Here is a 26,711-nt window from a genome sequence, read left to right as displayed (position 1 = left end):
CCATGGCTGAGTCTCAACCGCTCTCCGCGACGCCAAACGGCGCGGAGTATTTACGCGCAGTGCTGCGTTCACCGGTGTATGAAATTGCTCAGGTGACGCCGCTGCAAAAAATGGAAAAAATTTCATCGCGTCTTGGCAACACCATTTTGGTGAAGCGTGAAGATCGTCAGCCGGTGCACAGCTTCAAGCTGCGCGGGGCTTACGCGATGATTGCCGGGCTGAACGAAGAGCAAAAAGCGCGCGGCGTGGTGACGGCTTCGGCCGGCAACCATGCGCAGGGCGTGGCACTCTCGGCCAGCACGCTTGGCATTAAATCACTGATTGTGATGCCGCTGGCCACGGCAGACATCAAGGTTGATGCAGTACGCGCATTTGGCGGTGAGGCTTATCTGTTTGGTGCCAACTTCGACGAGGCGAAAGCCAAAGCGATTGAGCTGGCGGAGCAGCAGGGTTACACCTTCGTACCTCCGTTTGACCATCCGGCGGTGATCGCCGGGCAGGGCACGCTGGCGATGGAGTTGCTGCAGCAGGATGCGCATCTCGATCGCGTCTTCGTGCCGGTCGGCGGTGGCGGTCTGGCGGCGGGCGTGGCGGTGCTGATCAAGCAGCTGATGCCGCAGATCAAAGTGATCGCCGTGGAGTCGGAAGATTCGGCCTGTCTCAAGGCGGCGCTGGATGCCGGAGAGCCGGTAGATTTGCCGCGCGTGGGCTTGTTTGCTGAAGGCGTGGCGGTCAAACGCATCGGCAGCGAAACCTTCCGCCTGTGTCAGGAGTATCTTGATGACATCATCACGGTGGATAGCGATGCGATTTGCGCAGCAGTGAAAGATCTGTTCGAAGATGTGCGCGCCGTGGCGGAACCTTCAGGCGCGCTGGCGCTGGCGGGCATGAAGAAGTACATCCAGATGCACGACATCAAAGGCGAGCGCCTTGCGCACGTGTTGTCGGGTGCCAACGTGAACTTCCACGGCTTGCGCTATGTCTCCGAGCGTTGCGAACTGGGCGAACAGCGTGAAGCGCTGCTGGCGGTCACCATTCCAGAGCAGCAGGGCAGTTTCCTCAAGTTCTGTCAGACCATCGGCGGGCGCTCAATCACCGAGTTCAACTATCGCTACGCGGATGCGGATAACGCCTGCATTTTCGTCGGTGTGCGCTTAACGCGCGGGCTGGAGGAGCGCAGTGAGATCATCAGCCAGTTGAGCGAAGCCGGTTATAACGTGGTGGATCTGTCGGATGATGAAATGGCCAAGCTGCACGTGCGCTACATGGTGGGCGGACGTCCATCGAAGCCGCTGCGCGAACGTCTGTTTAGCTTTGAATTCCCGGAAGCACCGGGCGCGCTGCTGAAGTTCCTGCAGACGCTGGGCGCGCACTGGAATATCTCGCTGTTTCATTATCGTAGCCACGGCACCGATTATGGCCGCGTACTGGCAGCCTTTGAAGCCAACGATCATGAACCGGATTTCGAAACCCATCTCACCGCGTTGGGTTACGAATGGCATGACGAAGCGAGCAACCCGGCGTTCCGTTTCTTCCTCGCCGGGCAGTAACTACAGCTGGTGCCAGAACGCATTGATAAGCGGCTCTCCGAGCCGCTTTTTTTGTACGCAAACGCCGAGTTCCAGCGGCGCGACAGACTCCACATTCTCCAGCGTTAACACGCGATTGCGCACCGGTTCTGGGCTGTTCTCCAGCACCACATCCGGCAACAGCGCAATACCGCATCCCAGCGCTACCATCGACACAATCGCCTCATGACCAGAAACCGTGGCATAAATCTGTGGATTGGGAATGCGCTGGCGGCGGAACCATAAATCGATACCACGGCGTGCAGGTCCTTGTTCCGGCAGGATAAACGGAATCTGCGCCCAATCGGGTTGCTCCTGCGTTGCCTGATTGCGTACCGGACAAGGCAGCGCCGGGGCGATCAGCACCAGCGGAATCAGGCCCAGTGGCGTAAAATCTATGCTGGCCGGCAGCGATTCAGGGCGACCGGCAATGGCGAGATCGGCGTCACCGGATTGCACCATCTCAATCGCATCGGCGGCATCACCGGTAGTAAGTTTGATCTCTACCTGCGGATGTTCAGCGCGAAAGCGATCGAGAATCGGCGGCAAATGGCTGTAAGCGGCGGTCACCGAGCAGAACAGGCGCAGCTCGCCGCTCAGTGAAGGGCCGTTAAGATCCATCACATGCCGCAGTTGCTGATAGTGCAGCAACGTCTGCTGCGCAAACTGGCGCAAACGCTCACCGGCTTCGGTCAGCGTCACGGTGCGGTTATCACGCAGGAACAGCGTGTGACCGACATCCTCTTCCAGGCGCTGAATCTGGCGCGATAGGGTTGAAGGGCTGACGTGCATGGCACGCGCGGTGCGGCCAAAGTGGCAGCTTTCAGCCAGATGAAGGAAGAGTTTCAGGTCTCTTAAATCCATGCGCGTATCGCCTCAAGGTTATGTTGCAAATTTTGCAATGTGACCTTGCTAATATATCAATTTAAGCAACGGATTTCCTGTCATATGATGGGGTCATTCGCGGCGTAAGAGACAACGTCGTTACTGAACAAAAACAAACACAACATCTAACCGGAGTACCCATGGCTAATTACTTCAACACTTTGAATCTGCGCAACCAGTTAGCGCAGCTGGGCAAATGTCGTTTCATGTCACGCGACGAATTCGCAGATGGCGCTAGCTTCCTGAAAGGCAAGAAAGTGGTCATCGTTGGTTGTGGTGCTCAGGGTCTGAACCAGGGCCTGAACATGCGTGATTCTGGTCTGGACGTGGCGTATGCCCTGCGTGCTGAAGCGATTGCTGAGAAGCGTGCCTCTTTCCGCAAAGCGACCGATAACGGCTTCAAAGTGGGGACTTACGAAGAGCTGATCCCACAGGCCGATCTGGTGGTTAACCTGACGCCAGACAAGCAGCACTCTGCTGTGGTTCAGGCTGTTCAGCCGCTGATGAAAGATGGCGCTGCGCTGGGTTACTCACACGGTTTCAATATCGTTGAAGTGGGCGAAACCATCCGTAAAGACATCACCGTCGTGATGGTGGCACCGAAGTGCCCGGGTACTGAAGTACGTGAAGAGTACAAGCGTGGTTTCGGTGTTCCTACGCTGATCGCCGTTCACCCGGAAAACGATCCCAAAGGTGAAGGCATGGCGATTGCTAAAGCCTGGGCAGCAGCGACCGGCGGCGACCGTGCGGGCGTGCTGGAATCTTCCTTCGTTGCGGAAGTGAAATCTGACCTGATGGGCGAGCAGACCATCCTGTGCGGTATGCTGCAGGCCGGTTCTCTGCTGTGCTTCGACAAGCTGGTGGCTGAAGGTCACGACGCGGCTTACACTGAAAAACTGATTCAGTTCGGCTGGGAAACCATCACCGAATCCCTGAAGTTCGGCGGCATTACGTTGATGATGGATCGCCTGTCTAACCCGGCGAAAATCCGTGCGTACGCGCTGTCTGAGCAGCTGAAAACCATCATGGCACCGCTGTTCCAGAAGCACATGGATGACATCATCTCTGGCGAATTCTCTTCAGGCATGATGGCTGACTGGGCTAACGACGACAAAAACCTGCTGACCTGGCGTGAAGAGACCGGCGCAACCGCATTCGAAAACGCACCGCAGTTTGATGGCAAAATCGAAGAGCAGGAATACTACGACAAAGGCGTCGTGATGGTTGCAATGGTGAAAGCAGGCGTTGAGCTGGCGTTCGAAACCATGGTTGACGCGGGCATCATTGAAGAGTCGGCTTACTACGAATCACTGCACGAGCTGCCGCTGATTGCTAATACTATCGCACGTAAGCGTCTGTATGAGATGAACGTGGTTATTTCCGATACCGCAGAATACGGTAACTACCTGTTCTCCTTCGCGGCAGTTCCACTGCTGAAAGAGTTCATGACCACGCTGCAGCCGGGGGATCTGGGCAAAGCGATCGAAGGTACGCAGGTTGATAACGCGCAGCTGCGTGACGTCAACGAAGCCGTTCGTCAGCATCCAATCGAATCTGTAGGCCGCAAACTGCGTGGCTACATGACCGATATGAAACGTATCGCTGTCGCTGGCTAAGCCACGCACGACACCGTTTTCAGCACAATAAAAACCCCGGCTTGCCGGGGTTTTTTGTTATTGGTGCTCGCTGTCCCGCTATGTATGTGCTCGGTGTCCCCCTCCTCGGTCCTCCCCCATAAATGGGGGAGGAAGATGCTGCCACATGCCAGTGATGAAGCTGCATGTGGCAGCGTCTCCTTCCCCCGCTAGCGGGGGAAGGCCGGGATGGGGGACAGCGAGCACGAATGGTGGAAATCAATCACACCGCTTCATACAGCGTCTGATTACGTGTCTCTTTACAGGCAATCAGCGCGATCAACGTCAATACGGCCATCGAAGCAAGATAGAAACCCACCGCCTGCAAACCGTAGTGGGCATTCAACCACGTGGCGATATAAGGCGCTACCGAGGCCCCAAGAATCGACGACAGGTTGTAGGAGAAGGATGCACCGGTATAACGCACTTCCGTCGGGAACAGTTCTGGCAGCAGCGCGCCCATCGGACCAAACGTCAGGCCCATAATGCTCAGACCAAGGATCAGGAAGCCCATCACCAGCACCTGAGAGCCAGAACCCAGCAGCATTGGGAACATCAATGCAAAGGCGATAATCATCAACGTAATGGTGATCATGGTTTTACGACGACCAAAGCGATCGGCCAGGAGACCGGCAATCGGCACCATCACACCAAAACCAATCACCGCCACCATCAGCATCCACAGGAAGCTGTTACGTGAATAGCCGAGGCCAGCCGGTGCGGGTGCGGTGCCGTAACTCATCGAATACACGGTCATGATGTAGAACAGCGTGTAAGTGGCGAGCATGATGAAGGTGCCGAGAATGGTGGCGGTCAGATGCTTGCTCAGCAGCGTGCCGATCGGCATTTTCACCTGTTTGTTCTCTTTCTGCACTTTGGCGAATACCGGGCTTTCATGCAGCGAAACGCGCACATACAGGCCAATTAACACCAGCACCGCAGAGAGAATAAACGGCACGCGCCAGCCCCAGTTCATGAACTGCTCGTCGGTTAGCAACCATGAAAGCAGCAGGAACGTGCCGTTAGCGAAGAAGAAGCCAATCGGCGCGCCGAGCTGTGGGAACGAACCATAAAGCGCACGTTTCTTCGCCGGGGCATTTTCGGTGGCCAGCAGTGCTGCGCCGCCCCATTCGCCACCGAGTCCAAGGCCCTGACCAAAACGCGCCAGCGCCAGCAGCAGCGGCGCTGCCACGCCAATGGTTTCATAACCTGGCAGTAAACCAATCAGCACCGTCGAGACGCCCATGGTCAGCAGCGATGCCACCAGGGTGGCTTTACGGCCAACTCGGTCGCCAAAGTGTCCAAACACGGCAGAACCGATAGGACGCGCCACGAAGGCGATCGCGAAGGTCGCCAGCGACTGCAACGTGGCCACGGTCGGATCGCCCTGCGGGAAGAAGATGTGCGGGAAAATAATCACCGCAGCGGTGGCATAGATATAGAAATCGAAGAACTCAATGGCGGTGCCGACAAGCGATGCCACAACCACTTTGCCACGTGAATTGACCGGCGTGTCGTCGTGTTTTTTGTCGAGTGTTTCTGTGATGGAGGCTTGCATAAGTGTTTCTTAATTGTAAATGTAGACAGAGAATCTTACGCACCTGGTTTGCGGCATTCAATGGCGAAAAACCGCGTCAGACCGGGCTTTTTCGGCGAATAAGTGGATAATTTCTGAGTTGCTGCAATCAGTGGCGGATGGGAACGGGAAGTGTCATTTTTTTGGCGGGAATCTCTGCAAAAGGGCCAAATTAAAGTGACCCTTTAGCGTTTCCTGCTGGTTTTTGCTGAAAAAGTAGCCAACAGGAAACATTTTTAGCTAGTACGGCAAATGTAACAACCTCGTCGGCTTATTTAGCCTGATGCGGCTGCGGCATCTCTTTATCATCTTTATATTTCGCGGTGGCGATCCACGCGGCGCAGAACAGCGTCAAACGCGCAAAGAAGTAGAAGAATGCCATCAACCCGAGCACCGAACCAAAGGCCGCGCCCGATGGCGAAGTCGCCAGCTTCGGCAGCGTCAGCGTCATCACAAACTTGATCACCTCAAAGCCAATCGCCGCCAGCAGCGTGCCACGGAACAGTGCTTTTTTACGTGGCTTGTGGCGCGGCAGAATCCAGAAGATCCACAGGAATAGCAGATAGTTAGCAAAGATGGAGATAGATAATGCAATTACCGTCATCGCCGGACGCAGCCACTCAATGTCTTCCAGCCCCAGCGCATTAACGATCGCCGCCTGCGCCGCACCGGCAATCGAGGTCAGCGACAGCGTAATCACCAGCGCAAACATCAAACCCAGCAGCGAAAGCAGGTCGCGCGCGTACTTCTTCCAGAGTTTCTCCTGATCGTCTGGCGTACGTTCCCACACGTCGCGTGACTGCGCGCGCACCGCTTCACGCAGGTTGCCCATCCAGTTAATGCCGGAGTAGAGCGCCAGCAGCAAACCGGTTAATCCCACTGTGGCACGCTGCTGAATCGCGGTATTCACCGTATTTTTCAGCGTGGTGGCCAACGTCGGGTCGCTGATGCTGTTAACGATTTTGTTGATCAACTCGGTGAGCAAATCCTGATTCGACGCCAGTACAAAACCGACCGCCGCAAAGGAGACCATCAAAATCGGTATCAGAGAGAGAAAGGAAAAGTAAGTGATCGCCGCGCCAAACTGGCTACCGAGACGATCGTTGAAGCGTTCCAGCGCGCGCATAAAGTGCGCCACCGCCGGAATCGCCTGAAACCAGGCAGCGAAGCGCGACACATGTTGAATCGAGCCATCCACGGTTTTATTGCCGGTTTTAATATCAATAAGCGGCTTGGCTTCTGCCTTGGCCGCTGTCTCTATAGGTTTTTTGTCCGTCATAGACGATAGTCATCCTGTTCACTGCGAAAATACAATTATAGCCTGCTATGTCACGTACTCCTGCAAGACGTGGCTTAACCACTCCATAAACACGCGTACGCGGCGCGCCACGTTACGGCGATGCGGGTAAAGCAGCGAGATCGGCATCGGTTTCGCCGGGAAGTGATGCAGCACTTCAACCAGTTGTCCTGACTCCAGCAGCGGTTGCACGCCAATCGCCGGCACCTGAATAATGCCGAGCCCGGCCATGCACGCCGCGCGATAGGTTTCGGTGCTGTTTACCGTCACCACGCCGCCGGTTTGAACGTAATGACACTGTTTGCCATCAAAATATTCAAAGCCCAGTGAAGGTTGCCCAAGCTGCTGGGTGTAATGCACCATCGCGTGTTGCGACAGATCTTCCAGCCGCACCGGCATGCCGAAGCGGGAAAGGTAGCCGGGGCTGGCGCAGTTGATCAAGGCGTGCGAGCCGATTTTCCGCGCAATCAGCCCGGAATCTTTCAGCTCGCCAACGCGCACCACGCAGTCAAAGCCTTCGCGAATCACATCGACCTGGCGATCGCTGCTGCTGAGCTCAATTTCCAGACCGGGATAGTGCTGCAAAAATTCCGGCAAACGAGGCAGCACAAAGCCGGTTGCCATCGCCACCGACATATCCACGCGCAGCTTGCCGCTTAAGGTGCCGGGATCGTGCTGGAACAGGCTGTCCATGTCGTCGAGCATTGAGAGCAAATCGAGGCAGCGATCGTAATAGACCAGGCCGTCCTGCGTCAGATGCACGCGCCTTGTGGTGCGATGCAGCAGCCGCGTCCCCATTTGATTTTCCAGCGCCTGCAGCTGACGCGATACGCTGCCTTTCGGTAAACCCAAACTTTCTGCTGCACGGGTAAAACTGCCCATTTCTGCCACTCGCACAAAAACCTGCATTGCGTGAATTTTATCCATGTTGTTCACCGATTGTTGTTGTTAGTGAAACAGTGCTGCGTATTCCTCTGCGTTTATAGATCAATTATTCACGAATATCCTTAACACGTGTTCAATTTTCCAACTGGAGCGAAACATGAGTCATAAAATTGCATTGATTACCGGCGGAAATCGTGGTTTAGGCAAGAATGGGGCGCTGAAACTGGCCGCCAAAGGCATCGATATCCTGTTTACCTATCGCGGTCACGCGGAAGAAGCGCAGGCGGTGGTGCAAGAGATTGAAGCGCTGGGCGCGCGTGCGGTGGCGCTGCAGCTGGATGTGGGCGATAGCAGCACGTTCGATGGCTTCGTGGCGCAGGTGAAAGAAGCGCTGCAGAAAACCTGGCAGCGTGACAATTTTGATTATTTAGTGAACAACGCCGGTCATGGCCACTACAAGCTGTTCGCCGAGACCACCGAAGATGAGTTTGATGCGCTGGTGAATGTGCACTTCAAAGGGCCGTTCTTCCTGACGCAAAAACTGCTGCCGCTGATCGTTGATGGTGGACGCATCCTGAATATCTCCAGCGGTTTAACCCGTTTGACGCTGCCGGGTTCAGGCACTTACGCCTCAATTAAAGGCGCGATGGAAGTATTAACCCGCTATCAGGCAAAAGAGTTGGGCGAGCGCCATATCCGCGTCAACATTCTGGCGCCCGGCGCGATTGAAACCGACTTCGGTGGCGGTCGCGTGCGTGATACCAAAGATCTCAACGATCACATCGCCTCGGTGACCGCGTTAGGCCGCGTTGGCTTGCCAGATGATATCGGCGATGCCATCAGCGCGATCCTCAGCGATGAAACCGGCTGGATCACCGCACAGCGCATCGAAGCCTCAGGCGGCCAAGGCCTATAATCCGTAGGGTCGCCATTCATGGCGACCTCGTTAAACAGCGACGCCAGCCAGGTTGCCATAAATGGCAACCTTACAGATCAATCGTCCCATCAATCACCGTCACGGTTTGGCCGCCAATCCAGATCGCCTTATCCGTAAAACTCACTTGAATCCGACCTTCACGCTGAATCGCGCTGCCCTGACGCGCCCGATAATCCCGCGTTTGGTGGTTCGCCTCGAAGTAACGTGCCAGACAGGCGTTGGCGCTGCCGGTCACTGGATCTTCGGTCAAACTGCCGTTCTCAACCAGCAATGCGCGCAATTCATACTGCTCGTTTTCACCTGCTGGTAACGCGCCAAAAATCGCCGTGCCGTTAACCTCAGCATGCTGTTGTAAACGGTGTAAATCGGCGGCTGACGGCACCACATCCAGCACCGCTTGCGCGCTACTCATCGGAATCAGCAGCCAGCGGATGCCCATATCAACGATGGTCGGCGTTTGGCTGAGATCGAAAGCTTCACTGTTCAGCGCGCTGCTCATCAGCGCATCGCTGAAGGGCGTTAAGCGAGCGGCGGGTGCGGCAAAGGCCAGCGCGCCGTCGTCGCTGATTTTCACCTCAACCAACCCCACGCCGCACTCCTGCACGATTTTGCCTGGCGTTTTCAGCGGCCAGCCCGCTTCCAGCAGCGCATGCGCGGTGCCAAGCGTCGGATGCCCGGCAAACGGCAATTCACCTTCCACGGTAAAAATGCGCACGCGGTAATCTGCCGCCACATTCTGTGGCGGCAGCACAAAGGTGGTTTCGGACAGATTGGTCCAGCGCGCAATCGCCGTCAGCTGCGCGTCACTCAATCCCTGTGCATCCATAATTACCGCCAGCGGATTCCCTTTAAACGCCGATGAGGTAAACACATCCACCTGTTTAAATGCGACCTTCATTGTCACTCCTTCCTCGTTGAGGTTGTCTGAAATCGGGATTTACATCCTGCTGATTGCGAAAGGCCAGCAACAGGGCTATGAATAGATTAAGAATTCTGGAATCGGAGTCCACAATGTTAAAAGTTCTTGGCCGTACTTCTTCAATTAACGTGCGAAAAGTTTTGTGGCTGTGTGCAGAACTCGATATTGCATACGAATTAGAACCCTGGGGCGATGATCCGCAATCGCTGCACTCGCCAGAGTTTATGGCGCTCAATCCCAACGCCATGGTCCCGGTGATTATCGAGGACGACTTCGTGCTGTGGGAATCCAACACCATTCTGCGCTATCTCGCTAACAGCAATGGCGGCGAATGGCTCTATCCCGGTAATCCTCGCGCGCGCGCGCCGGTCGATCAGTGGATGGATTGGCAAGCCACCGAACTCAATACCTCATGGCGCTATGCGTTTATGTCACTGGTGCGCAACTCGCCAGCGCATCAGGATCCCCGCTTGCTGGCGGCGGCCGTAAAAGGCTGGACGCACACCATGAACATTCTCAACCAGCATCTGGAGAAAACCGGGCGCTACGTCGCAGGCCGCAATTTCTCGCTGGCGGATATTCCGGTTGGACTGGCGGTGAACCGCTGGTTTGAAACCCCGCTGGATCATCCTAACTTCCCGGCGGTACAGACCTATTACGAGCGTCTGACCGAGCGCGAGCCTTACACCACCTGGGGCCGCAACGGCAAACCCTGATCCTGTCCCGGCGCGAGACCTGTCATTTCGCAGGCCAGCGCGCCGGTGCGCTGCAACGCCCACGTATAACGCTCATCAAACGGATAGCAGCAGGAGAGACGCAAGGCGTGTTTATAACGATCGCTCAGCGAGTAGAGCGCGCCTGGCGTCACACAGATTTGCTCCTGCAGCAAACGATGAAACATCTCCACGGTATCAATATTTCCCGGCAGTTCGACCCAAAAAACAAACCCGCCGCGCGGCAGGGTAGCGCGCGTGCCCTGTGGAAAGTGGCGCGCCAGAATACCGCGCGCCGCATCCAGATTGGCGGCATAGCGCCGACGCAGCGTGCGCAGATGGTGATCGTAGCCGCCGCTGGCAAGAAATTCGGCCAGGGTTTCACTTAACAAGCGTGATTCCGCCATCGACGAAACCGCTTTGAGGTGGGCGATAGCGTCATGAAAACGTCCCGCGGCAGTCCAGCCGACGCGGAAATCGGGCGCCACAGTTTTGGTAAAGCTGGTGCAGTAAATCACCCAACCATCGCTATCAAACGCCTTCACCGGCGGCGACAGCGGCCACTCAAACTGCAATTCGTCATACAAACCATCTTCCAGCAGCGGAACGTGGTAAGTGTTCACTAACTTCGCCAGCCGCTTTTTGTTTTCCAGCGGCATCACATATCCCAACGGGTTCTGCGCGCCCGGCATGGCGATCACCGCCTGAATCCGCTTCTCCTGTAACAACATCTCCAGCGCATCCAGCGACAGTCCCTGCTGCGGATCGGTGGGAATTTCCAGCGCCTTCAAACCCAGCGACGCCAGCAGCGGGAACAGGAAGAAATAGGTTGGCGATTCCAGACCAATACAATCGCCAGGTTTGGTCACCGCACGCAGCGCCAGCTGGAGCGCTTCCATACAGCCGTGCGTCAGTGTGATCGCCTGCGGCGGCAGGTTGATGCCGTTGTGCAGAGCGCGACGCGCAATCTCCTCCCGTAAGCGCTCACTACCAGGTGGAAGCGCATAGCGTCCGATAATGTCGGGATTCTGGCGCAAAATCGACGCAGTAATTCGCGCTATTCGCGCCGCCGGATAGAAAGTGCCATCCTGCGGACAGGCCAGCGAGATATTGGTGTAATCGGGATTATTTTGCGCCGCGAACACTTGCTCAATCAGCTCCAGCTTTTGCGCACTGGGATCGTTGATTTTTGCCGGCAGCGGTTTGACAGGGCGCGTTACGGCGGGCAGCACGCCACGCACGTAATAACCCGACTGCGGACGCGATTCGATCAGGCCGCGATCTTCGAGAATTTGCCACGCATTGAGCACGGTATTGATACTTACCTGATGCGATTGTGCCACGCGACGTATCGCTGGCAGCCGCTTGCCGGGCTTCAACGTGCCCTGATGAATCGACTCGGCAAAGCTATCGACCAGCTGCTGATACAGCGTTTGGCCAGATGAAAGTGGAAGGGACACAAAAGCCTCCGCGCGCAGTGGGTACAATTCATTTTTGAGACAACTGTATCCATTACAATAGTGGTTTTGTGTCTCTGTTTCCATTGCTGCGTTCGCACTAGCATGAAGACATCATTGATTCTTCAGGAAGCGCATCATGCTTGATCCCTCATTCTTTAGCTACGTCACCGTTATGTCGATCACGCCAGGCCCGAACAATCTCTTGCTGGCGACCTCAGGCGTGAATTTTGGCTTTAAACGCACGCTGCCGATGCTGTTTGGCATCCTGCTGGGTTGTGCGATACAGATGCTGCTGGCGAGTGTGGCGCTCGATGCGCTGCTGCACTGGATGGGCGCGATTCGCCTGCCGTTGACGGTGGTTGGCTGTAGCTATCTGCTGTGGCTTTCCTGGAAGATTTTCCATGCCGGCGCACCGCAACTGCGCGAACGTCCGCGCCCGATGACGTTAATTGGCGGCATCTGTTTCCAGGCGGTAAACCCAAAAGCCTGGCTGATGGTCACCAACGTGGCGCTGATGTACGCCAACAGCAACGGCGTGCTGACGGTGCTGCTGGGATTCGCGGCACTGAATCTGCCGTGCATTTTGATTTGGGCAGCGCTGGGCGATCGCCTGCGCAGCCATCTGCAGGTTGCGTGGAAACGTCAGGCGTTTAACAGTTTGATGGCGCTGTCGCTGGTGGCGACAACTGTGTGGATGTTGTACGACGCGGTGCTGCTCAGCTAGATGCTTCGGTGCGCATATATGCGCACCGAAGCATTTGTAGGGTCGCCATTCATGGCGACCAGGCTAGAACTACCTTATTACTTCCCCACCACGTGCGCCGTTTCGCGCGCTTCATCGTTGGCGGCATCCGGTGTAATTACCGGCTCGTAGTCGAGTTGTAACACGCGGCTGGTATCGGCCAGCACTTTCTCGGTCAATGCGACGTCGCCGTTCAGCTTGCGTCCCCACGATGGGATCACCATGCGAATTTTGGTCTGCCATTCCGGCGAACGCATCTGTTCCGGGAAGGCTTTCGCCATCAGCTCGAGCATAATCGGTGCGGCGGTGGAGGCGCCCGGTGATGCTCCCAGCAAGGCAGAAATCGAGCCATCTTCCGAGGTCACCACTTCGGTACCGAGACGCAGCACGCCGCCTTCCACGGTATCGTTCTTGATGATCTGCACGCGCTGGCCGGCAGTCACTAAACGCCAGTCTTCCTGCTTCGCCTGCGGCACGTAAGCGCGCAACGCTTCCATACGATCGCTGTCGCTTTGCAAAACCTGATCAACCAGATATTTCACCAGGTCGAAGCTCTTCAGGCCAACCTGCACCATCGGCTTGAGGTTGCTGGTGTTCATCGCGCCGAACATATCCAGCAGCGAACCCTGCTTGAGGAATTTGGTCGAGAAGGTCGCAAACGGCCCAAACAGCAGCACCTGCTTGCCATCCAGCACGCGGGTATCGACGTGCGGCACCGACATCGGCGGTGCGCCAACGCTGGCTTTGCCATACACCTTCGCCATGTGCTGTTTGACTACGTCAGGATTTTCCGTCACCAGGAATGAACCGCCCACCGGGAAACCGGCGTAGCCTTTCACTTCTGGAATGCCGGATTTCTGCAGCAGCGGCAACGCCGCGCCGCCCGCACCAATAAACAGCTGGCGCGTGGTCAGCAGGCGATTTTCGCCGCTGGCCAGATTATGCAGCGTGACCTGCCAGCGACCGTCGCTCAGGCGTTTGATATCACGCACTTCCTGGCGCAGACGCAGGCGGAAATTGGCTTTCTTCTCTAAAGAGGCAATCAGCTGACGCGTTACTTCACCGAAGTTCACGTCGGTGCCCATTTCGGTCCAGGTGGCCGCCACTTTCTGTTTGCTGTCACGCCCGTTCATCACCAGCGGAATCCACTCGGTGATTTGATCACGGTCTTCAGAGTAATTCATGCCACGGAACAGCGTGCTTTTCTGCAACGCATTGAAACGCTTGCGCAGGAATTCAACGTTATCGTCGCCCCAGACGAAACTCATGTGCGGCGTACTGTGGATAAAGCTTTTAGGATTGCGCAGGTTGCCTTTCTGAACGTGATACGCCCAGAACTGGCGCGAAATCTGGAACGATTCGTTAATCGCCACCGCTTTGGCGATGTCGATGCTGCCATCCGCCTTCTGCGGCGTATAGTTGAGCTCTGCCAGCGCGGCGTGACCGGTTCCGGCGTTGTTCCAGCCATTAGAAGATTCAACGGCCACGTCATCAAGACGTTCAACCATCTCAATCGACCAGTCAGGTTCGAGATCTTGCAGCCATGCGCCCAAAGTCGCACTCATCACGCCTGCGCCAATCAGCAGTACGTCGACGTCTTTTCGTTCCTGAAGGTTTGCACTTTCCATGCCAGCGGCGGCGAGCGCCAGATTTACCGCAGTAGTACTCATGAGGCGACATCTCCTCTCTCTGTTGACCTGAAGCTCAACAGGTTCGCAGGCGAAATAGCCGCGCTTCTTTCGAGCGCGTGGCGCTATCTCTCAAAGGTTAAGACTCAGGTATAAGTCATGGGGACGATAACGGTTAACTGCACGTTATGCATATGCATTCGAATATAACATTCTCGTATCGGAATTAAACGTTTGTTTATTTTTTAAAGGCGGAAAAGATTCAGCATAAGAATTAATCAGCTCAACCCCGCGGTCATAAGGGATTTTTATCTCTTAATCAGACGGTTAGCGTAATGCAGTTGTTACGCTATTGTGAGTGCTTTTGATGGGATTGAAAAAGGTGAGTGAGGTGTGTCACATTTTAATTTATTGAAAATTATAAATTTTAACTAAATTGATTATTTATGCGGATTTTATGTTGCGCGATATTTCGCCATATCGTGTAAAAGTAATGTTACATTTTTGTGGTGATGAATTTCAGCTTGGGCGTGGGTGTCCGCCAGAAGAAAAATGCATCACCTTGACGGAAAAATGATCAGCGCGATCGGCGGCGCCACAGGAAGCGAATGACGAAAAACTCAATCGCGCCTAGCAGTAAAAACCACAAACTAAAGACGATGGTATACAGCTGATTAACATCCATCAGATGCAGACTTTCCTGCAGCTGTTTTGCCAGCTCAATACCAAATGAAGGCGCGGGCAGCAGCAGGGCAGAAAGAAAGCCCAGCAGCAGAATGCCGCCTGGGATGATCAGCGTTTCGAATGGGTTATTCATGGTCATTATCCAAATCAGTTAGCGCGGGCATTAGCGCATAAAACCGCGCTACGGTGCAATCCCCGTGCCGAATCGCGCTAAGAAATTTCTTCTATTCCATTCACTTAGCGCCAAAAATAGCGAAAGTTAAGAGTTATAGCCTTTGCTATACTTAAATCCCTGATTTTACTGTCTTTTTTTTGCCGTTTTTGCGTGTTAGACTGCGCGCACTTTTTCATTACTGAACAATAAATGCGGAGAAGTAGCGGCTTTAGCGCCGGTTCCGCAGCATTGATTTAAAACCCATGACATTTATCGCAACCCTGATTTTGGCCTTTGGCATGTCGATGGACGCTTTCGCCGCAGCATTGGGCAAAGGCGCATCGCTGCATCGCCCAAATTTCAAAGAAGCGCTGCGTACCGGTTTGATCTTTGGCGTCATTGAAATGTTAACGCCGCTGATTGGCTGGGCGATTGGCCTTGCGGCCAGCCGCTACATCATGGCGTGGGATCACTGGGTGGCGTTCGTGCTGTTAACCGTGCTGGGCGGCCGTATGATAATGGAAGGCTTCCGTCAAACCGCCGATGAGCCTTGCGAAGCGCCGCAGCGTCACGGTTTTATGGTGCTGGCGTTAACTGCTGTCGCCACCAGTCTTGATGCGCTGGCCGTCGGTGTTGGCCTGGCGTTCCTGCAAGTGAATATCATCATGACCGCCGTCACCATTGGCGCCGCCACTACCATTATGGCGACCACCGGCGTGCTGGTGGGCCGCTTTATCGGTCCGGTGATGGGCAAATGGGCCGAAGTGTTGGGCGGTGTAGTGCTGATCAGCATAGGCTGCACCATTTTGGGCCAGCACTTAGGCTGGTTTTAATTTGTAGGGTCGCCATTCATGGCGACCTCTTCTTCACATCCGCACCAAAACCCAATTCTGTGATCTACTTCAAAAATAATTGCGGTGAAAACGCTCAGAGGCTATACTTTTTGCGTATTTCTTCAACAATTTTTGAACCAGGTGCCTTATGAAACGCTTTTTCCGCTACGTGTTTAACGCTTACGTTGAAACCTTCAAGCACGTACCGCCAGGCGCACAGCATTAATCCAGCGCTAACAGAATACCCTCGATAATCGCGGTCACGGATCGACCTGTGGTTATCAACTGTTTTCTTATCTCTCCAGCCGCAATTCCCCCCATTTTCTCCCTAACTTGCTGATAAAATCCTTCAGCCATCAGATTTCGATCTGGCTATAGCCGCACGTTATACCCCGCAACTAAACAAGCATTCGTCACCCCATCTTCTGCATGAAATAGTCAATTCAGGCCCTATAAACCGTCTGAAATGAGAAACATCATGCTGATCCCACAACCTTATTTACTCTTCCTCGGCGACGTAACCGATCCACTGGCCGCTAAAACCGCCCGCGGCATCCACGTCTGGCGTCCAGAGCAGTGCGTTGGCGAAATCAAATTGCCGGGCTGCACCGTATCGCTGGGCCTCGACGTCCTCGACATTGCCGCTGCCAAAGCGCGCGGCGCCAAAACGCTGGTGCTCGGCACCGCGAATGCCGGCGGTTACTTGCCCGCGCATTGGCTCGACACGGTAAAAAGCGCCATCTCTGCCGGGATGAACGTGGCCAGCGGTTTGCACCATCGTCTGGTGGATGAGCCGGAGCTGGTGGCGCTGGCCAAAGAGTTCGGTGTTGAGCTGTTCGACCTGCGTCATATGCGTCCAAAACTGGAAGTAGGCAGCGGTAAAAAGCGTACAGGTAAGCGTGTACTTACTGTCGGCACCGATTGCTCGGTAGGCAAGATGTACACCTCGCTGGCGCTGGAAGCCGCGATGCGTGAACGCGGCATGAAAGCCGATTTCCGCGCCACCGGCCAGACCGGTATTTTGGTGGCGGGCGAAGGTATCGCGATTGATGCAGTAATTGCCGACTTCATCGCCGGTGCGGTTGAAGCGCTGTCACCAGCCAATGACGCCGATCACTGGGATATCGTCGAAGGCCAGGGTTCACTGTTCCATCCTTCGTACGCTGGCGTCAGCATGGGCCTGATTCACGGTGCGCAGCCGCATTGGCTGGTGATGTGCCATGAAATGGGCCGTCCGCATATGCGTCATCTGCCGCATCAGCCGATGGTCAGCCTGAAAGATTGCGTAGAAGCCAACCTGCGCGCGGCGCACGTTACCAGCGACGCGGTACAACTGGCCGGTTTCGCCATCAACACCTCAAACTACAGCGAAGCAGAAGCGCGCGCCTATTGCGCAGAAATCAGCGCAGAATTCGGCGTGCCAGCCACCGATCCGGTGCGTTTCGGCATTGCGGATATCGCCGCGCTGCTGCAGGAGCGAGGCTAATTATGCGGCGCATGCAGATTGAAGTGCTGGAGCTGCCGCTGGCGCGTCCGTTTGCCATCTCACGTGGCACTCGCACGGCGGTTACGGTAATTCGCGTGACGCTGGAGCAGAACGGCTTTATTGGCCGCGGCGAATGTACGCCCACGCCGCGCTACGATGAAACGCCAGAAAGCGTCAATGCCGAACTGGAAGCGCTGCGCGCCGACATGGAAGCGGGCCTGAGCCGCCTTGATCTGCAAAGCCGTGTGTCTGCCGGTTCAGCGCGTAATGCGCTGGACTGCGCGCTGTGGCGTCTTGATGCCGCGCTGGTGAAGCACACGCTGTGGCAACAGTGCGAGCGTCGTCAGCCGCCATCGGTGATCACCGCCGAAACCCTCAGCCTCGATTCCATCGAGAACATGGCCGCCGCCGCTGCCGACGCGGTATCACGCGGCGCCATCCTGCTGAAAATCAAACTCAATCGCGACGAGATTCTGGAGAAAGTCGCCGCGATTCGACAGGCCGCACCGCGCGCCACCTTAATCATTGATGCCAATGAAGCCTGGTCGGGCGTGGATTTGCCAAGCCTGTTCAACGCGCTGGCGAGTTTTAACATCGCGATGGTCGAGCAGCCGCTGCCGGCGGGCCAGGATCAGGCGTTGCAGCGCTTCGCGCACCCGATTCCGGTGTGTGCCGATGAGAGTTGCCACACACGTGAAGACATCGCGCCGCTGCGTAATCGCTACGAGATGATCAACATCAAGCTGGATAAGTGCGGCGGGTTGACCGAAGCGCTGGCGATGGTGGAGGAGGCGCAGAAGCGCGATATGCGCTTGATGGTCGGCTGCATGCTCGGCTCTTCACTGGCGATGGAAGCAGCGCTGCCGGTGGCGATTGCCGCTGAGCATGTCGATCTCGATGGCCCAATCTGGCTGGCCGCCGATAGCTCGCCCTTCCTTTCTTACGCTCAAGGCCAAATCTGGCTGTAACCCGCACGCGGAGCAACGATGACGGACACTTTACATACACCCAACGCCGCCAGCGTTGCCGGTTCAGCACCGGTGCTCGCGATTCAGGATCTCAGCGTCAGTTTTCGCGGCCGCAGCGGCGAAAATCAGGCGCTGAAGGGCATCAGCTTTAATATTCATCAGGGCGAAATTGTCGCCGTGGTCGGTGAAAGTGGCTCGGGTAAATCGGTCACCTCGCTGGCGGTAATGGGCTTGCTGGCCGCGTCCGGGCGTATCGATCGCGGCAGCATGCAGTTTCGCGATCGTCAGGGCAACGCGCATCAGCTTGCCACGCTAAATGAAACCCAGCGCCGTGCCTTGCGTGGTCGTGAAATGGCGATGATTTTCCAGGAGCCGATGACCTCGCTCAATCCGGTATTGCGCGTCGGCGATCAGCTGACCGAAGCGCTGCGGGATCATCAGATTTGCGACAAAAGTCAGGCCGAGGCGCGCGCCCGTGAATTACTGCGCCAGGTGCGCATCGCTGATGTCGATCGGGTGATGAAAAGCTATCCGCATTCGCTATCGGGCGGCATGCGCCAGCGCGTAATGATTGCCCAGGCGCTGGCCTGCGATCCGCAACTGCTGATTGCTGATGAGCCGACCACCGCGCTGGATGTCACGGTGCAGGCGCGCATTCTGCACATCCTGCGTGACCTGCAGCGCGAGAAGCAGATGGCGGTGCTGTTCATCACCCACGACATGGGCGTGGTGGCAGAAATCGCCGATCGCGTGGTGGTGATGCTGCGCGGCGAAGTAGTTGAGCAGGGCACGGTAACTGAAATCTTCAACGCGCCGCAGCATCCTTACACCAAAGCATTATTGGCCGCAGTGCCGAAGCTCGGCGATATGCGCGAACACGCATGGCCACAGCGCTTTCCGCTATTGGGCAGCAATGCCAGCGATAACAGCGAGCAGCGCACCGCGCGCTATGACGAAACGCCGCTGCTGGATGTACGCGGCCTGAAAGTCTACTACCCGATTCGCAGCGGCATTTTCTCGGCGCTCACCCATCAGGTGCACGCGGTGGAGCAGATCGATTTCAGCCTGTGGCCGGGCGAAACCCTGGCGATTGTCGGCGAAAGCGGCTGCGGCAAATCCACCACCGGCCGGGCGCTGATGCGGCTGATTAACAGCGACGCCGACAGCATCCATTTCCAGGGCAATGAAATCGCCAACCTGAAAGAAGCGCAGTTCCAGCCGTTGCGCCGTGAAATTCAGATGGTGTTTCAGGACCCTTACGCCTCGCTCAATCCGCGTCTCACCGTCGGCTTCACCATTGCCGAACCGCTGCTGCTGCACGGCATGGTCAAGTCGCTGGAAGACGCGTCGCCGCAGGTCGATGCGTTGCTGAAAAGCGTGGGCTTATTGCCGGAACACGCGCAGCGCTATCCACATGAATTTTCCGGCGGCCAACGCCAGCGTATTGCCATTGCACGCGCCATGGCGTTGAAACCCAAAGTGATCATCGCCGACGAAGCCGTCTCAGCGCTGGACGTGTCGATTCAGGCGCAGGTGGTAAACCTGATGATGGATCTGCAACAGCAAACCGGCGTGGCGTGGATTTTTATCTCGCACGACATGGCGGTGGTGGAACGCATCGCTAACCGCGTGGCGGTGATGTATCTCGGCCAGATTGTTGAGCTGGGGCCGCGTCAATCGGTGTTCAACCAGCCGCAACATCCCTATACCCAACGTCTGCTGGCCTCGGTGCCGGTGGCCGATCCCCAGAACCGTCAACCCCGCACTTTCGAGGACAGCGAAATTCCTTCGCCGCTGCGCAAGGTGGGAGAAACGGTCGTTAAACCGCGTTATCGCCAGGTTGCTCCGCAACACTGGGTCGCTGATTGTGTTTCGCGCTAACCCTCAATACCAGGAGATTTCATGAACCCGATTTTCCGCCGTACTGCGCTCGCGCTGGGATTGACCCTCTCGCTGGCCGCCACCGCTCAGGCGCAGGATCTGCGCATTTCGATGTATGCCGACATCACCGGCCTCGATCCGCACGATACCTCCGATAACGTCAGCTACTCGGTGCAGAGCGGCATCTTCGAACGTCTGTTCCAGTTCGATGCCAGGATGAAGCTGCAGCCGTGGCTGGCTACCCGCTACACCAGCAACGACAGCGCCACCGAATTTACCCTGACGCTGCGTAAAGACGTGACCTTCCAGGATGGCACGCCGTTCGATGCCGAAGCGGTAAAAGCCAACCTTGATCGCCTTGCCGACCAGACCAAAGGCCTCAAGCGCAACAGCCTCTACAAGATGATTGCGAAGGTAACGGTGCTGGCGCCGGATCAGGTGAAAATCGATCTGAACCAATCGTTTGGTGCTTTCATCAACACGCTGGCGCATCCGTCCGCGGTGATGTGGAGCCCGGCGATTCTCAAGCAGTATCCGGAAGAAGCGCAGCTGCGCCTGCATCCGGTCGGCACCGGCCCGTTCAAGTTTGTAACGTGGCAGCCGGGCAAAGCGGTGACGCTGGCGAAGTACGACGGCTACTGGCAGAAAGGCTGGCCGAAAGTGGATAACGTGATCTTCTCGCCAAGCCCGGAAGATGCCACGCGCGTTGCGGCGCTGAAGTCGGGCCAGGTAGATGCGATCTGGCCGCTGCCATCCGATCTGATCGCCACCGTGCAGAGCGACAGCAAACTGGCGGTGCAGCGCGATCCGAGCATTTACCTCTATTACATGGCGATCAACACTCAGCACAAACCGCTGGCGGATGTGCGCGTGCGTCAGGCGATCAACTACGCCATTGACCGCGATCTGTGGTTGAAAGTGGCGTTTGCCGGCATGGGCAAACCAGCCAGCTCGGCGATTCCGCAAGGCGTGCAGTTCTACCAGAAGCAGAGCGCGCCGAACTATCGCTATGCGCCAGATGAAGCCAAAGCGCTGCTGAAAGCCGCCGGATATCCGAACGGCCTCGATCTCAAACTGTGGGTCACCAACGCCACCGCCAGCGTGCGTGCCGCGCAGGTATTAAAAGCGCAGCTGGCAACGGTGGGCATTCGCGCCACGGTAACGCCGATGGATTCCGGCACGCGCAACGCCAAACTGTGGGGCGTGAAGGACCCGAAAGCGGCAGAATTTGATCTCTATTACGGCGGCTGGTCGACATCAACCGGTGATGCCGATTGGGCCTTGCGTCCACTCTACGCCACCGAATCCTGGGTGCCGACCTCGTATAACGTCTCGTACTTCAGCAACGCCGAAGCCGACAAAGCGATTGCCGGCGGCCTAGCCACCGCCGATCCGGCTAAGCGTGGCGAAGCTTACGCCGAGGCACAGAAAGTGTTGTGGAAAGAGGCGCCAGTCGCCTTCCTCGGCACGCCAGACAATCTGGTCGGCAAACGCAGCACGCTGAGCGGCGTGTCGATGCTGCCGGATGGCAACTTCCTGTTTAATCAGGCGACGTTTAAGTAAAGCCTTTGCCCTCACCCTAACCCTCTCCCGCAAGCGGGAGAGGGAATGAATAGGCGGGCACAACCAATCCCCTCTCCCTCTGGGAGAGGGCTAGGGTGAGGGAAAAAACCCGCACCCAACCAAAAGGAACCGCATGTTCGCATACATCATTCGCCGACTGCTGGAGATGATCCCCGTATTGCTGGTGGTCTCGCTGCTGGTCTTCGGCTTCATCAAACTGCTGCCTGGCGATCCGGCGCGTATCTACGCCGGACCGGATGCGCCTTTGGCCGCGGTGGAAGCAGCGCGTCAGCATCTGGGACTTAACGATCCGCTGCCGCAGCAATATATCAACTGGATCGGTGGCCTGCTGCGCGGCGATCTGGGCGTCACTTATCGCACTCAACAGCCGGTGCTGGAGGTGATCAAGCAGGGCTTTATGCCCACGCTGTGGCTGGCGCTGGCCGGTTTTGCCTGGTCGGTGATTCTGGGCCTTTTCCTCGGCGTGTTTGCCGCCCTGAAACGCGGTAAATGGCAGGACTGGACCTTAATGAGCGTCGCCGTCGGCGGCATCTCGATGCCCACGTTCTGGCTCGGCCTGCTGCTGATCCAGTTTGTCGCCATGCCATTTGGCCTGTTCTCCGTCAGCGGCTTCAGCCAACCCAGCGACATCGTATTACCGGCGATCACGCTCGGTTCTTCGGTGGCGGCGGTGATGGCGCGCTTCACCCGCTCGGCGTTTCTTGAAGTGGCGCAGGAAGATTACGTGCGCACCGCGAAAGCCAAAGGGCTGCGTAATCGGCTGGTGACGTGGAAACACGTGATGCGCAATGCGTTGATTCCGGTGATCACCATGCTCGGTTTGCAGTTTGGTTTTCTGCTCGGCGGATCGATCGTGGTCGAAAGCGTGTTCAACTGGCCGGGATTGGGCTGGCTGTTGATCGAGTCGATCAAAGCGCAGGATCAACCGGTGATCCAGGCGTTAGTCATGCTGTTCGTGTTTGAATTTATTATCATTAACCTACTGGTGGATCTGCTGTACGCCGTGGTCAACCCAGCGATTCGCCTGCGACAGGAGCCCTGATGAGTCTGCAATCTCTGCCTGCCCACGCGCAGGAGGCGATCCGTTCGCCGTGGCGCGATTTCCTGCACGCGCTGGTGCGTAATCCGCTGGCGCTGGTCTCCGGCGGCTTTGTGCTGCTGCTGGTGCTGGTGGCCATTTTCGCGCCCTGGCTGGCGCCATGGGATCCAATGGCACCCGACTGGATGGCGCTGTCATCGCCGCCCTCCAGCACGCACTGGATGGGCACCGACGAACTGGGGCGCGATCTGTTCAGCCGCATCATCTTTGGCGCGCGTATCTCGCTGTATGTGGGCGTGTTGTCGGTAACGCTCGGCATGATAGTTGGCGTGCTGCTCGGCCTGCTGGCGGGCTATTACGGACGCTGGATCGATATGCTGATTATGCGTGGCTCTGACGTGCTGTTCGCCTTTCCCGGCATGCTGCTGGCGATTGCGGTGGTGGCGATTCTCGGTCCGGGACTCAACAACGTCATCATCGCGGTAGCGATCTTCAGCGTGCCGGTGTTTGCCCGCATCGTGCGTGCGTCCACGCTGTCGCTGAAACAGGCAGCGTATGTTGAAGCGGTGCGCTGTGCCGGTGCGCCGGACCGCGTGATTCTGCTGCGCCACATTCTGCCGGGCACGCTGTCAAACGTGATTGTCTATTTCACTATGCGTATCGGCACCAGTATTCTGACCGCCGCCGGGCTGAGTTTTATCGGTCTCGGCCCGGAACCCGATGTGCCGGAGTGGGGCAATATTCTGGCGATGAGCCGCAGCATGATGATGGCTGGCTTGTGGCACGTCAGCGTGTTTCCGGGTCTGGCGATATTCATTACCGTGCTGGCGTTTAACCTGTTGGGTGATGCGCTGCGCGACACGCTCGATCCCAAACTGAAGAGCTAAGCATGGACTTTCAACAACTGCAGCGCGACCTGCTGCTGCAACGCTGGCGCAGCGAGCGCCAGCTGGGACAACCGCGCAGCGCCAGCGGGCCAACCAATCGTATTAGCGACGTGCCGGGTGTGCGCGTCGGTCACTACACGTTAGCCGACGGCGAGCGGCAAACCGGCGTCACCGCGATTGTGCCGCCGGGCGACAATCTGTTTACCCAGCCGCTGCCTTGTGCGGCGGCGGTGTTTAACGGTTTCGCCAAGCCGGTTGGTCTGGTCCAGGTTGAAGAGTTGGGCGTGCTGCAAACGCCGATTCTGCTGAGCAACACGCTGGCGGTCGGCACGCTGTTTACCACGCTGGTGCGCGATGCCATCAGCCGCAACAGCGAGTTGGGCCGTAGCTTGCCCACGGTCAATCCGCTGGCGCTGGAGTGCAACGACGGCTGGCTCAACGATATTCAGGCGCTGGCGATCACTGAAACGATGGCGCAGCAAGCACTCTATGACGCCACGACAGATTTCGATCGCGGCAGCGTTGGTGCCGGGCGCGGCATGAGCTGTTTCAGTTTGAAAGGCGGCATTGGTACGGCGTCGCGCAGTATTCCGTCGCTCAACGCCACGCTGGGCGTGCTGGTGCTGGCGAACTTTGGCGCGTTAACCGCGCTGACGCTGGATGGCGTACGCCTCGGCGAAATGATCGCGCCGCTGCTGCCGGAACTGACGCCGCAGCGCGATGCCGGTTCCATCATCATTATTATGGCGACCGATGCGCCGCTCGATGCACGTCAGCTGAAGCGCGTCGCCAAACGCGCCGGTGCCGGTTTGGGACGACTGGGCAGTTATTGGGGCCACGGTTCGGGCGATATTGCAGTGGCATTTTCCACTCAGCCACAGCCGCAACCGCCAGAAGAATCCACGCTGGAACCGCTACTCGCCGCCGCCGCCGATGCCACCGAACACGCGGTGCTGGATGCCTTACTCAGCGCCGAAGCCGTCACCGGTTTTCGCGGCCATCATCGCCCGTCGTTAACCGAAGTATTAGATCGATTGACCGCGTCGTAGGGTCGCCATTCATGGCGACCTCTGCCAATAACCGCATGGAACCCAACCTCATGAAAATCTTCATCTCTGCTGACATCGAAGGCATCGCCGGCGTCATGCGCCCTGAACAGTGTTCACCCGGCCACGCGGAATACCAACTGGCGCGCGGACTCATGGAACAGGAAGTTAACGCCGCCATCGATGGCGCCTTTGCCGGTGGCGCGACGGAAGTGGTGGTGGCCGACAGCCACGCGCAGATGACCAACCTACGCGCGGAGAATATCGATCCCCGCGCGCGCATGGTGCAAGGTAAACCGCGTGGCTTATCGATGGTGGAAGGCATTGAGCAGCAGCCGTTTGATGGCCTGTTCTTTATCGGCTATCACAGCGCGGCGGGCGAACCGGGCGTGCTGGCGCACACCATTAATGGCCGTGCGTTCTGGCGCATTCACATCAACGGTAAAGTGATGGGCGAGACCGATATCTACGCCGCAGCCGCTGCCGAACAGGGCACGCCGCTGTGGCTGGTAAGCGGTGACGATCAGCTCAAAGGCTGGATTGCCGAGCATTATCCCTCGGTGGATTACGTCTGTGTGAAACGCGCCATCTCACACACCTGTGCCGAATCCATCAGCCCGCAGGCAGCGCAGAACGCCATTCGCGCTGCGGCAACGGCTGCGGTGCAGCGCAAACGCCAAATCAGCACCACGCGGTTGAGCGCGCCTTATGAGATGCAGCTGCAAGCCAGCAAACCAGTGTTGGCGGATCTGTTCAGCCTGATTCCCGGCGTGACGCGCATTGACGCGGTCACCGTTGGTTATCGCGCGGACAACATGAACACGTTAATCAGCCTGCTGAGCGCCTTCTCCTATCTGGCGAGCACGCAGTCGTGATCGTAGGGGCGCCATTTATGGCGGCCGCGCTAAATCATCAGGTCGGTCCGCATTTCCTGCTGAATTTTGCTAACCTGCGCGCAATTTATATATAACAACGAGGCAGTCATGCAGCTCTGCAGTTTTTATCTTATTGACCAGCAAAGAAAAAGTTACGGTATTGTGCAGCAAGAGGGCGTGATTGATATCGGCGCGCGTCTCGGCGCTGACTGCCCGGACCTGAAAACCTTGCTGCAACGCGGCGCGTTAAGCGATCTCGACGCCTTCGTTTCAATGCCGGTTGATCACCCGTTTAGCGCCATTCGCTTCCTGCCGGTGGTAGAAAATCCTGGCAAAGTGTTCTGTGTTGGCATGAACTACGCCGACAAACGCAAAGAGTTTGCCGAGACGATTGAAGCGCCGACGCTGTTTGTGCGTTTCGCGGATTCGCTGGCGGCGCACGAGCAGCCGCTGATGAAACCCGCGACCACGCAGGAATTTGATTACGAAGGCGAACTGGCGGTGATCATTGGCAAAGCGGCCTATCAGGTGAAAGCCGCTGATGCGCTGAATCACGTTGCGGGTTACAGCTGCTTTATGGATGCCACGGTGCGCGACATGCAGTTTACCTGGTTCACCGCCGGGAAAAACTGGCAGCAAACCGGCGGTTTCGGGCCGTGGATGACCACCGCCGACGAGATCCCCGATCCGCAGCAGCTGGCGATCAAAACCTGGCTCAATCAGCGCGAAGTGCAGAATGACACCACCGCCAGCATGGTGCATCCGGTGGCGAAGATCATCGAGTACATTTCCGCGTTCAGCCCGCTGTCGCCAGGCGATGTGATCATCACCGGTTCACCGGGCGGCGTCGGTAAAAAACGCACGCCACCGCTGTTTATGTTCCCCGGCGATGAGATTGAAGTAGAAATCGAAAAGATCGGCCGTTTACATCATTACGTGGCTTAGCGCCCGTCATACTTCGAGCCGCCGCTGCGTTGGCTACGTGTGCTCACCCCAGTCACTTACTGATGTAAGCTCCTGGGGATTCACC

24 protein-coding genes are annotated in these 26,711 nt (G+C 57.0%); 16 read left to right on the top strand and 8 right to left on the bottom strand.

Annotation, left to right across the window (positions count from 1 at the left end; all coding sequences use genetic code 11):
* Positions 1 to 2 precede the first annotated feature (2 nt).
* Positions 3 to 1,550, top strand: a complete 1,548-nt coding sequence (gene ilvA / locus AC6I8A_RS18725) for a threonine ammonia-lyase, biosynthetic (RefSeq protein ID WP_497818895.1) — start codon at positions 3 to 5, stop codon at positions 1,548 to 1,550.
* Here the strand turns inward: ilvA and ilvY are convergent, their stop codons facing one another.
* Complete coding sequence (gene ilvY / locus AC6I8A_RS18720) at positions 1,551 to 2,432, bottom strand: HTH-type transcriptional activator IlvY (RefSeq protein ID WP_256697796.1); 882 nt, start codon at positions 2,430 to 2,432, stop codon at positions 1,551 to 1,553.
* Between the two features lie 161 nt (positions 2,433 to 2,593).
* Here ilvY and ilvC point away from each other — a divergent pair, with 161 nt between their 5' ends.
* Positions 2,594 to 4,069: a ketol-acid reductoisomerase gene (gene ilvC / locus AC6I8A_RS18715; RefSeq protein ID WP_256697795.1), complete on the top strand. Its 1,476-nt coding sequence runs from the start codon at positions 2,594 to 2,596 to the stop codon at positions 4,067 to 4,069.
* Positions 4,070 to 4,310: 241 nt separating this feature from the next.
* On the opposite strand, the gene AC6I8A_RS18710 is transcribed toward ilvC, so the two are convergent.
* The 3 genes from AC6I8A_RS18710 to AC6I8A_RS18700 all read right to left on the bottom strand — a co-directional run bounded on the left by AC6I8A_RS18710 (position 4,311) and on the right by AC6I8A_RS18700 (position 7,887).
* The gene (locus AC6I8A_RS18710; RefSeq protein ID WP_101762781.1) at positions 4,311 to 5,645 is read right to left on the bottom strand and encodes an MFS transporter; all 1,335 of its coding nucleotides are present in this window, start codon (positions 5,643 to 5,645) and stop codon (positions 4,311 to 4,313) included.
* A 289-nt stretch (positions 5,646 to 5,934) separates the two neighbouring features.
* On the bottom strand, positions 5,935 to 6,942 hold the full coding sequence (gene yhjD, locus AC6I8A_RS18705) for an inner membrane protein YhjD (protein WP_497818894.1): 1,008 nt from the start codon (positions 6,940 to 6,942) through the stop codon (positions 5,935 to 5,937).
* A gap of 45 nt (positions 6,943 to 6,987) precedes the next feature.
* Positions 6,988 to 7,887: a LysR family transcriptional regulator gene (locus AC6I8A_RS18700; RefSeq protein WP_036648956.1), complete on the bottom strand. Its 900-nt coding sequence runs from the start codon at positions 7,885 to 7,887 to the stop codon at positions 6,988 to 6,990.
* 115 nt (positions 7,888 to 8,002) lie between these two features.
* Here AC6I8A_RS18700 and AC6I8A_RS18695 point away from each other — a divergent pair, with 115 nt between their 5' ends.
* A complete protein-coding gene (locus tag AC6I8A_RS18695; protein WP_256697791.1) occupies positions 8,003 to 8,761 on the top strand; it encodes an SDR family NAD(P)-dependent oxidoreductase in 759 nt (252 codons plus the stop codon).
* A 70-nt stretch (positions 8,762 to 8,831) separates the two neighbouring features.
* On the opposite strand, the gene AC6I8A_RS18690 is transcribed toward AC6I8A_RS18695, so the two are convergent.
* Positions 8,832 to 9,680, bottom strand: a complete 849-nt coding sequence (locus tag AC6I8A_RS18690) for a PhzF family phenazine biosynthesis protein (protein WP_256697789.1) — start codon at positions 9,678 to 9,680, stop codon at positions 8,832 to 8,834.
* Positions 9,681 to 9,793: 113 nt separating this feature from the next.
* Here AC6I8A_RS18690 and AC6I8A_RS18685 point away from each other — a divergent pair, with 113 nt between their 5' ends.
* Positions 9,794 to 10,417 carry a glutathione S-transferase family protein gene (locus AC6I8A_RS18685; protein ID WP_256697788.1) on the top strand — a complete coding sequence of 208 codons (624 nt, stop codon included), beginning with the start codon at positions 9,794 to 9,796 and terminating at the stop codon, positions 10,415 to 10,417.
* On the opposite strand, the gene AC6I8A_RS18680 is transcribed toward AC6I8A_RS18685, so the two are convergent.
* The gene (locus tag AC6I8A_RS18680; RefSeq protein WP_008106646.1) at positions 10,384 to 11,874 is read right to left on the bottom strand and encodes an aminotransferase-like domain-containing protein; all 1,491 of its coding nucleotides are present in this window, start codon (positions 11,872 to 11,874) and stop codon (positions 10,384 to 10,386) included. The genes AC6I8A_RS18685 and AC6I8A_RS18680 overlap by 34 nt on opposite strands.
* 136 nt (positions 11,875 to 12,010) lie before the next feature.
* Between AC6I8A_RS18680 and AC6I8A_RS18675 the strand changes: the two genes are divergently transcribed.
* Complete coding sequence (locus AC6I8A_RS18675; RefSeq protein ID WP_256697787.1) at positions 12,011 to 12,598, top strand: LysE family translocator; 588 nt, start codon at positions 12,011 to 12,013, stop codon at positions 12,596 to 12,598.
* A 77-nt stretch (positions 12,599 to 12,675) separates the two neighbouring features.
* Here AC6I8A_RS18675 and mqo read toward each other — a convergent pair whose 3' ends face one another.
* Both mqo and AC6I8A_RS18665 read right to left on the bottom strand, forming a co-directional pair.
* Positions 12,676 to 14,286: a malate dehydrogenase (quinone) gene (mqo, locus tag AC6I8A_RS18670; protein WP_265302720.1), complete on the bottom strand. Its 1,611-nt coding sequence runs from the start codon at positions 14,284 to 14,286 to the stop codon at positions 12,676 to 12,678.
* Between the two features lie 535 nt (positions 14,287 to 14,821).
* The gene (locus tag AC6I8A_RS18665) at positions 14,822 to 15,061 is read right to left on the bottom strand and encodes a DUF1158 domain-containing protein (protein WP_007891898.1); all 240 of its coding nucleotides are present in this window, start codon (positions 15,059 to 15,061) and stop codon (positions 14,822 to 14,824) included.
* Between the two features lie 284 nt (positions 15,062 to 15,345).
* Between AC6I8A_RS18665 and mntP the strand changes: the two genes are divergently transcribed.
* From mntP to AC6I8A_RS18610, 11 genes are all read left to right on the top strand, one after another.
* Positions 15,346 to 15,915: a manganese efflux pump MntP gene (gene mntP, locus AC6I8A_RS18660; RefSeq protein WP_256697785.1), complete on the top strand. Its 570-nt coding sequence runs from the start codon at positions 15,346 to 15,348 to the stop codon at positions 15,913 to 15,915.
* Between the two features lie 148 nt (positions 15,916 to 16,063).
* Positions 16,064 to 16,141: a stress response protein AzuC gene (gene azuC, locus AC6I8A_RS18655; protein ID WP_494951215.1), complete on the top strand. Its 78-nt coding sequence runs from the start codon at positions 16,064 to 16,066 to the stop codon at positions 16,139 to 16,141.
* 252 nt (positions 16,142 to 16,393) lie between these two features.
* Positions 16,394 to 17,401, top strand: a complete 1,008-nt coding sequence (dgcN, locus tag AC6I8A_RS18650; RefSeq protein ID WP_265302717.1) for an N-acetyltransferase DgcN — start codon at positions 16,394 to 16,396, stop codon at positions 17,399 to 17,401.
* A 2-nt stretch (positions 17,402 to 17,403) separates the two neighbouring features.
* Complete coding sequence (gene dgcA, locus AC6I8A_RS18645; RefSeq protein WP_497818893.1) at positions 17,404 to 18,369, top strand: N-acetyl-D-Glu racemase DgcA; 966 nt, start codon at positions 17,404 to 17,406, stop codon at positions 18,367 to 18,369.
* 18 nt (positions 18,370 to 18,387) lie between these two features.
* Positions 18,388 to 20,250, top strand: a complete 1,863-nt coding sequence (locus AC6I8A_RS18640; protein WP_497818892.1) for an ABC transporter ATP-binding protein — start codon at positions 18,388 to 18,390, stop codon at positions 20,248 to 20,250.
* A 21-nt stretch (positions 20,251 to 20,271) separates the two neighbouring features.
* Complete coding sequence (locus AC6I8A_RS18635) at positions 20,272 to 21,813, top strand: glutathione ABC transporter substrate-binding protein (RefSeq protein WP_497818891.1); 1,542 nt, start codon at positions 20,272 to 20,274, stop codon at positions 21,811 to 21,813.
* A gap of 133 nt (positions 21,814 to 21,946) precedes the next feature.
* Positions 21,947 to 22,876 (top strand): ABC transporter permease, encoded by a 930-nt coding sequence (locus AC6I8A_RS18630; RefSeq protein ID WP_256697779.1) that lies wholly within the window; start codon positions 21,947 to 21,949, stop codon positions 22,874 to 22,876.
* On the top strand, positions 22,876 to 23,760 hold the full coding sequence (locus AC6I8A_RS18625; RefSeq protein ID WP_497818890.1) for an ABC transporter permease subunit: 885 nt from the start codon (positions 22,876 to 22,878) through the stop codon (positions 23,758 to 23,760). Before AC6I8A_RS18630 ends, AC6I8A_RS18625 begins: the two co-directional genes overlap by 1 nt.
* A 2-nt stretch (positions 23,761 to 23,762) precedes the next feature.
* On the top strand, positions 23,763 to 24,809 hold the full coding sequence (locus AC6I8A_RS18620; RefSeq protein WP_497818889.1) for a DmpA family aminopeptidase: 1,047 nt from the start codon (positions 23,763 to 23,765) through the stop codon (positions 24,807 to 24,809).
* Positions 24,810 to 24,859: 50 nt separating this feature from the next.
* Positions 24,860 to 25,681, top strand: a complete 822-nt coding sequence (locus AC6I8A_RS18615) for a M55 family metallopeptidase (RefSeq protein WP_258144153.1) — start codon at positions 24,860 to 24,862, stop codon at positions 25,679 to 25,681.
* Positions 25,682 to 25,789: 108 nt separating this feature from the next.
* Positions 25,790 to 26,626 (top strand): fumarylacetoacetate hydrolase family protein, encoded by an 837-nt coding sequence (locus AC6I8A_RS18610; protein ID WP_312180541.1) that lies wholly within the window; start codon positions 25,790 to 25,792, stop codon positions 26,624 to 26,626.
* Positions 26,627 to 26,711: the final 85 nt, after the last annotated feature.

Source organism: Pantoea sp. X-Soil-ISGK-275, from assembly GCF_059730795.1.
The sequence above is the reverse complement of the archived record's forward strand: the minus strand, read 5'-3'. Positions and strand labels throughout refer to the sequence as shown.

Bases quoted from the DNA above. Each gene is read 5' to 3' on its own strand.
- AC6I8A_RS18675 (WP_256697787.1), top strand. From the start codon at position 12,011: ATGCTTGATCCCTCATTCTTTAGCTACGTCACCGTTATGTCGATCACG.
- AC6I8A_RS18610 (WP_312180541.1), top strand. From the start codon at position 25,790: ATGCAGCTCTGCAGTTTTTATCTTATTGACCAGCAAAGAAAAAGTTAC.
- ilvA (WP_497818895.1), top strand. From the start codon at position 3: ATGGCTGAGTCTCAACCGCTCTCCGCGACGCCAAACGGCGCGGAGTAT.
- AC6I8A_RS18700 (WP_036648956.1), bottom strand. From the start codon at position 7,887: ATGGATAAAATTCACGCAATGCAGGTTTTTGTGCGAGTGGCAGAAATG.
- AC6I8A_RS18635 (WP_497818891.1), top strand. From the start codon at position 20,272: ATGAACCCGATTTTCCGCCGTACTGCGCTCGCGCTGGGATTGACCCTC.
- mntP (WP_256697785.1), top strand. From the start codon at position 15,346: ATGACATTTATCGCAACCCTGATTTTGGCCTTTGGCATGTCGATGGAC.
- AC6I8A_RS18640 (WP_497818892.1), top strand. From the start codon at position 18,388: ATGACGGACACTTTACATACACCCAACGCCGCCAGCGTTGCCGGTTCA.
- AC6I8A_RS18710 (WP_101762781.1), bottom strand. From the start codon at position 5,645: ATGCAAGCCTCCATCACAGAAACACTCGACAAAAAACACGACGACACG.
- azuC (WP_494951215.1), top strand. From the start codon at position 16,064: ATGAAACGCTTTTTCCGCTACGTGTTTAACGCTTACGTTGAAACCTTC.
- dgcN (WP_265302717.1), top strand. From the start codon at position 16,394: ATGCTGATCCCACAACCTTATTTACTCTTCCTCGGCGACGTAACCGAT.
- AC6I8A_RS18685 (WP_256697788.1), top strand. From the start codon at position 9,794: ATGTTAAAAGTTCTTGGCCGTACTTCTTCAATTAACGTGCGAAAAGTT.
- AC6I8A_RS18620 (WP_497818889.1), top strand. From the start codon at position 23,763: ATGGACTTTCAACAACTGCAGCGCGACCTGCTGCTGCAACGCTGGCGC.
- AC6I8A_RS18615 (WP_258144153.1), top strand. From the start codon at position 24,860: ATGAAAATCTTCATCTCTGCTGACATCGAAGGCATCGCCGGCGTCATG.
- ilvC (WP_256697795.1), top strand. From the start codon at position 2,594: ATGGCTAATTACTTCAACACTTTGAATCTGCGCAACCAGTTAGCGCAG.
- dgcA (WP_497818893.1), top strand. From the start codon at position 17,404: ATGCGGCGCATGCAGATTGAAGTGCTGGAGCTGCCGCTGGCGCGTCCG.
- AC6I8A_RS18625 (WP_497818890.1), top strand. From the start codon at position 22,876: ATGAGTCTGCAATCTCTGCCTGCCCACGCGCAGGAGGCGATCCGTTCG.
- ilvY (WP_256697796.1), bottom strand. From the start codon at position 2,432: ATGGATTTAAGAGACCTGAAACTCTTCCTTCATCTGGCTGAAAGCTGC.
- AC6I8A_RS18695 (WP_256697791.1), top strand. From the start codon at position 8,003: ATGAGTCATAAAATTGCATTGATTACCGGCGGAAATCGTGGTTTAGGC.
- AC6I8A_RS18665 (WP_007891898.1), bottom strand. From the start codon at position 15,061: ATGAATAACCCATTCGAAACGCTGATCATCCCAGGCGGCATTCTGCTG.
- mqo (WP_265302720.1), bottom strand. From the start codon at position 14,286: ATGAGTACTACTGCGGTAAATCTGGCGCTCGCCGCCGCTGGCATGGAA.
- yhjD (WP_497818894.1), bottom strand. From the start codon at position 6,942: ATGACGGACAAAAAACCTATAGAGACAGCGGCCAAGGCAGAAGCCAAG.
- AC6I8A_RS18690 (WP_256697789.1), bottom strand. From the start codon at position 9,680: ATGAAGGTCGCATTTAAACAGGTGGATGTGTTTACCTCATCGGCGTTT.
- AC6I8A_RS18630 (WP_256697779.1), top strand. From the start codon at position 21,947: ATGTTCGCATACATCATTCGCCGACTGCTGGAGATGATCCCCGTATTG.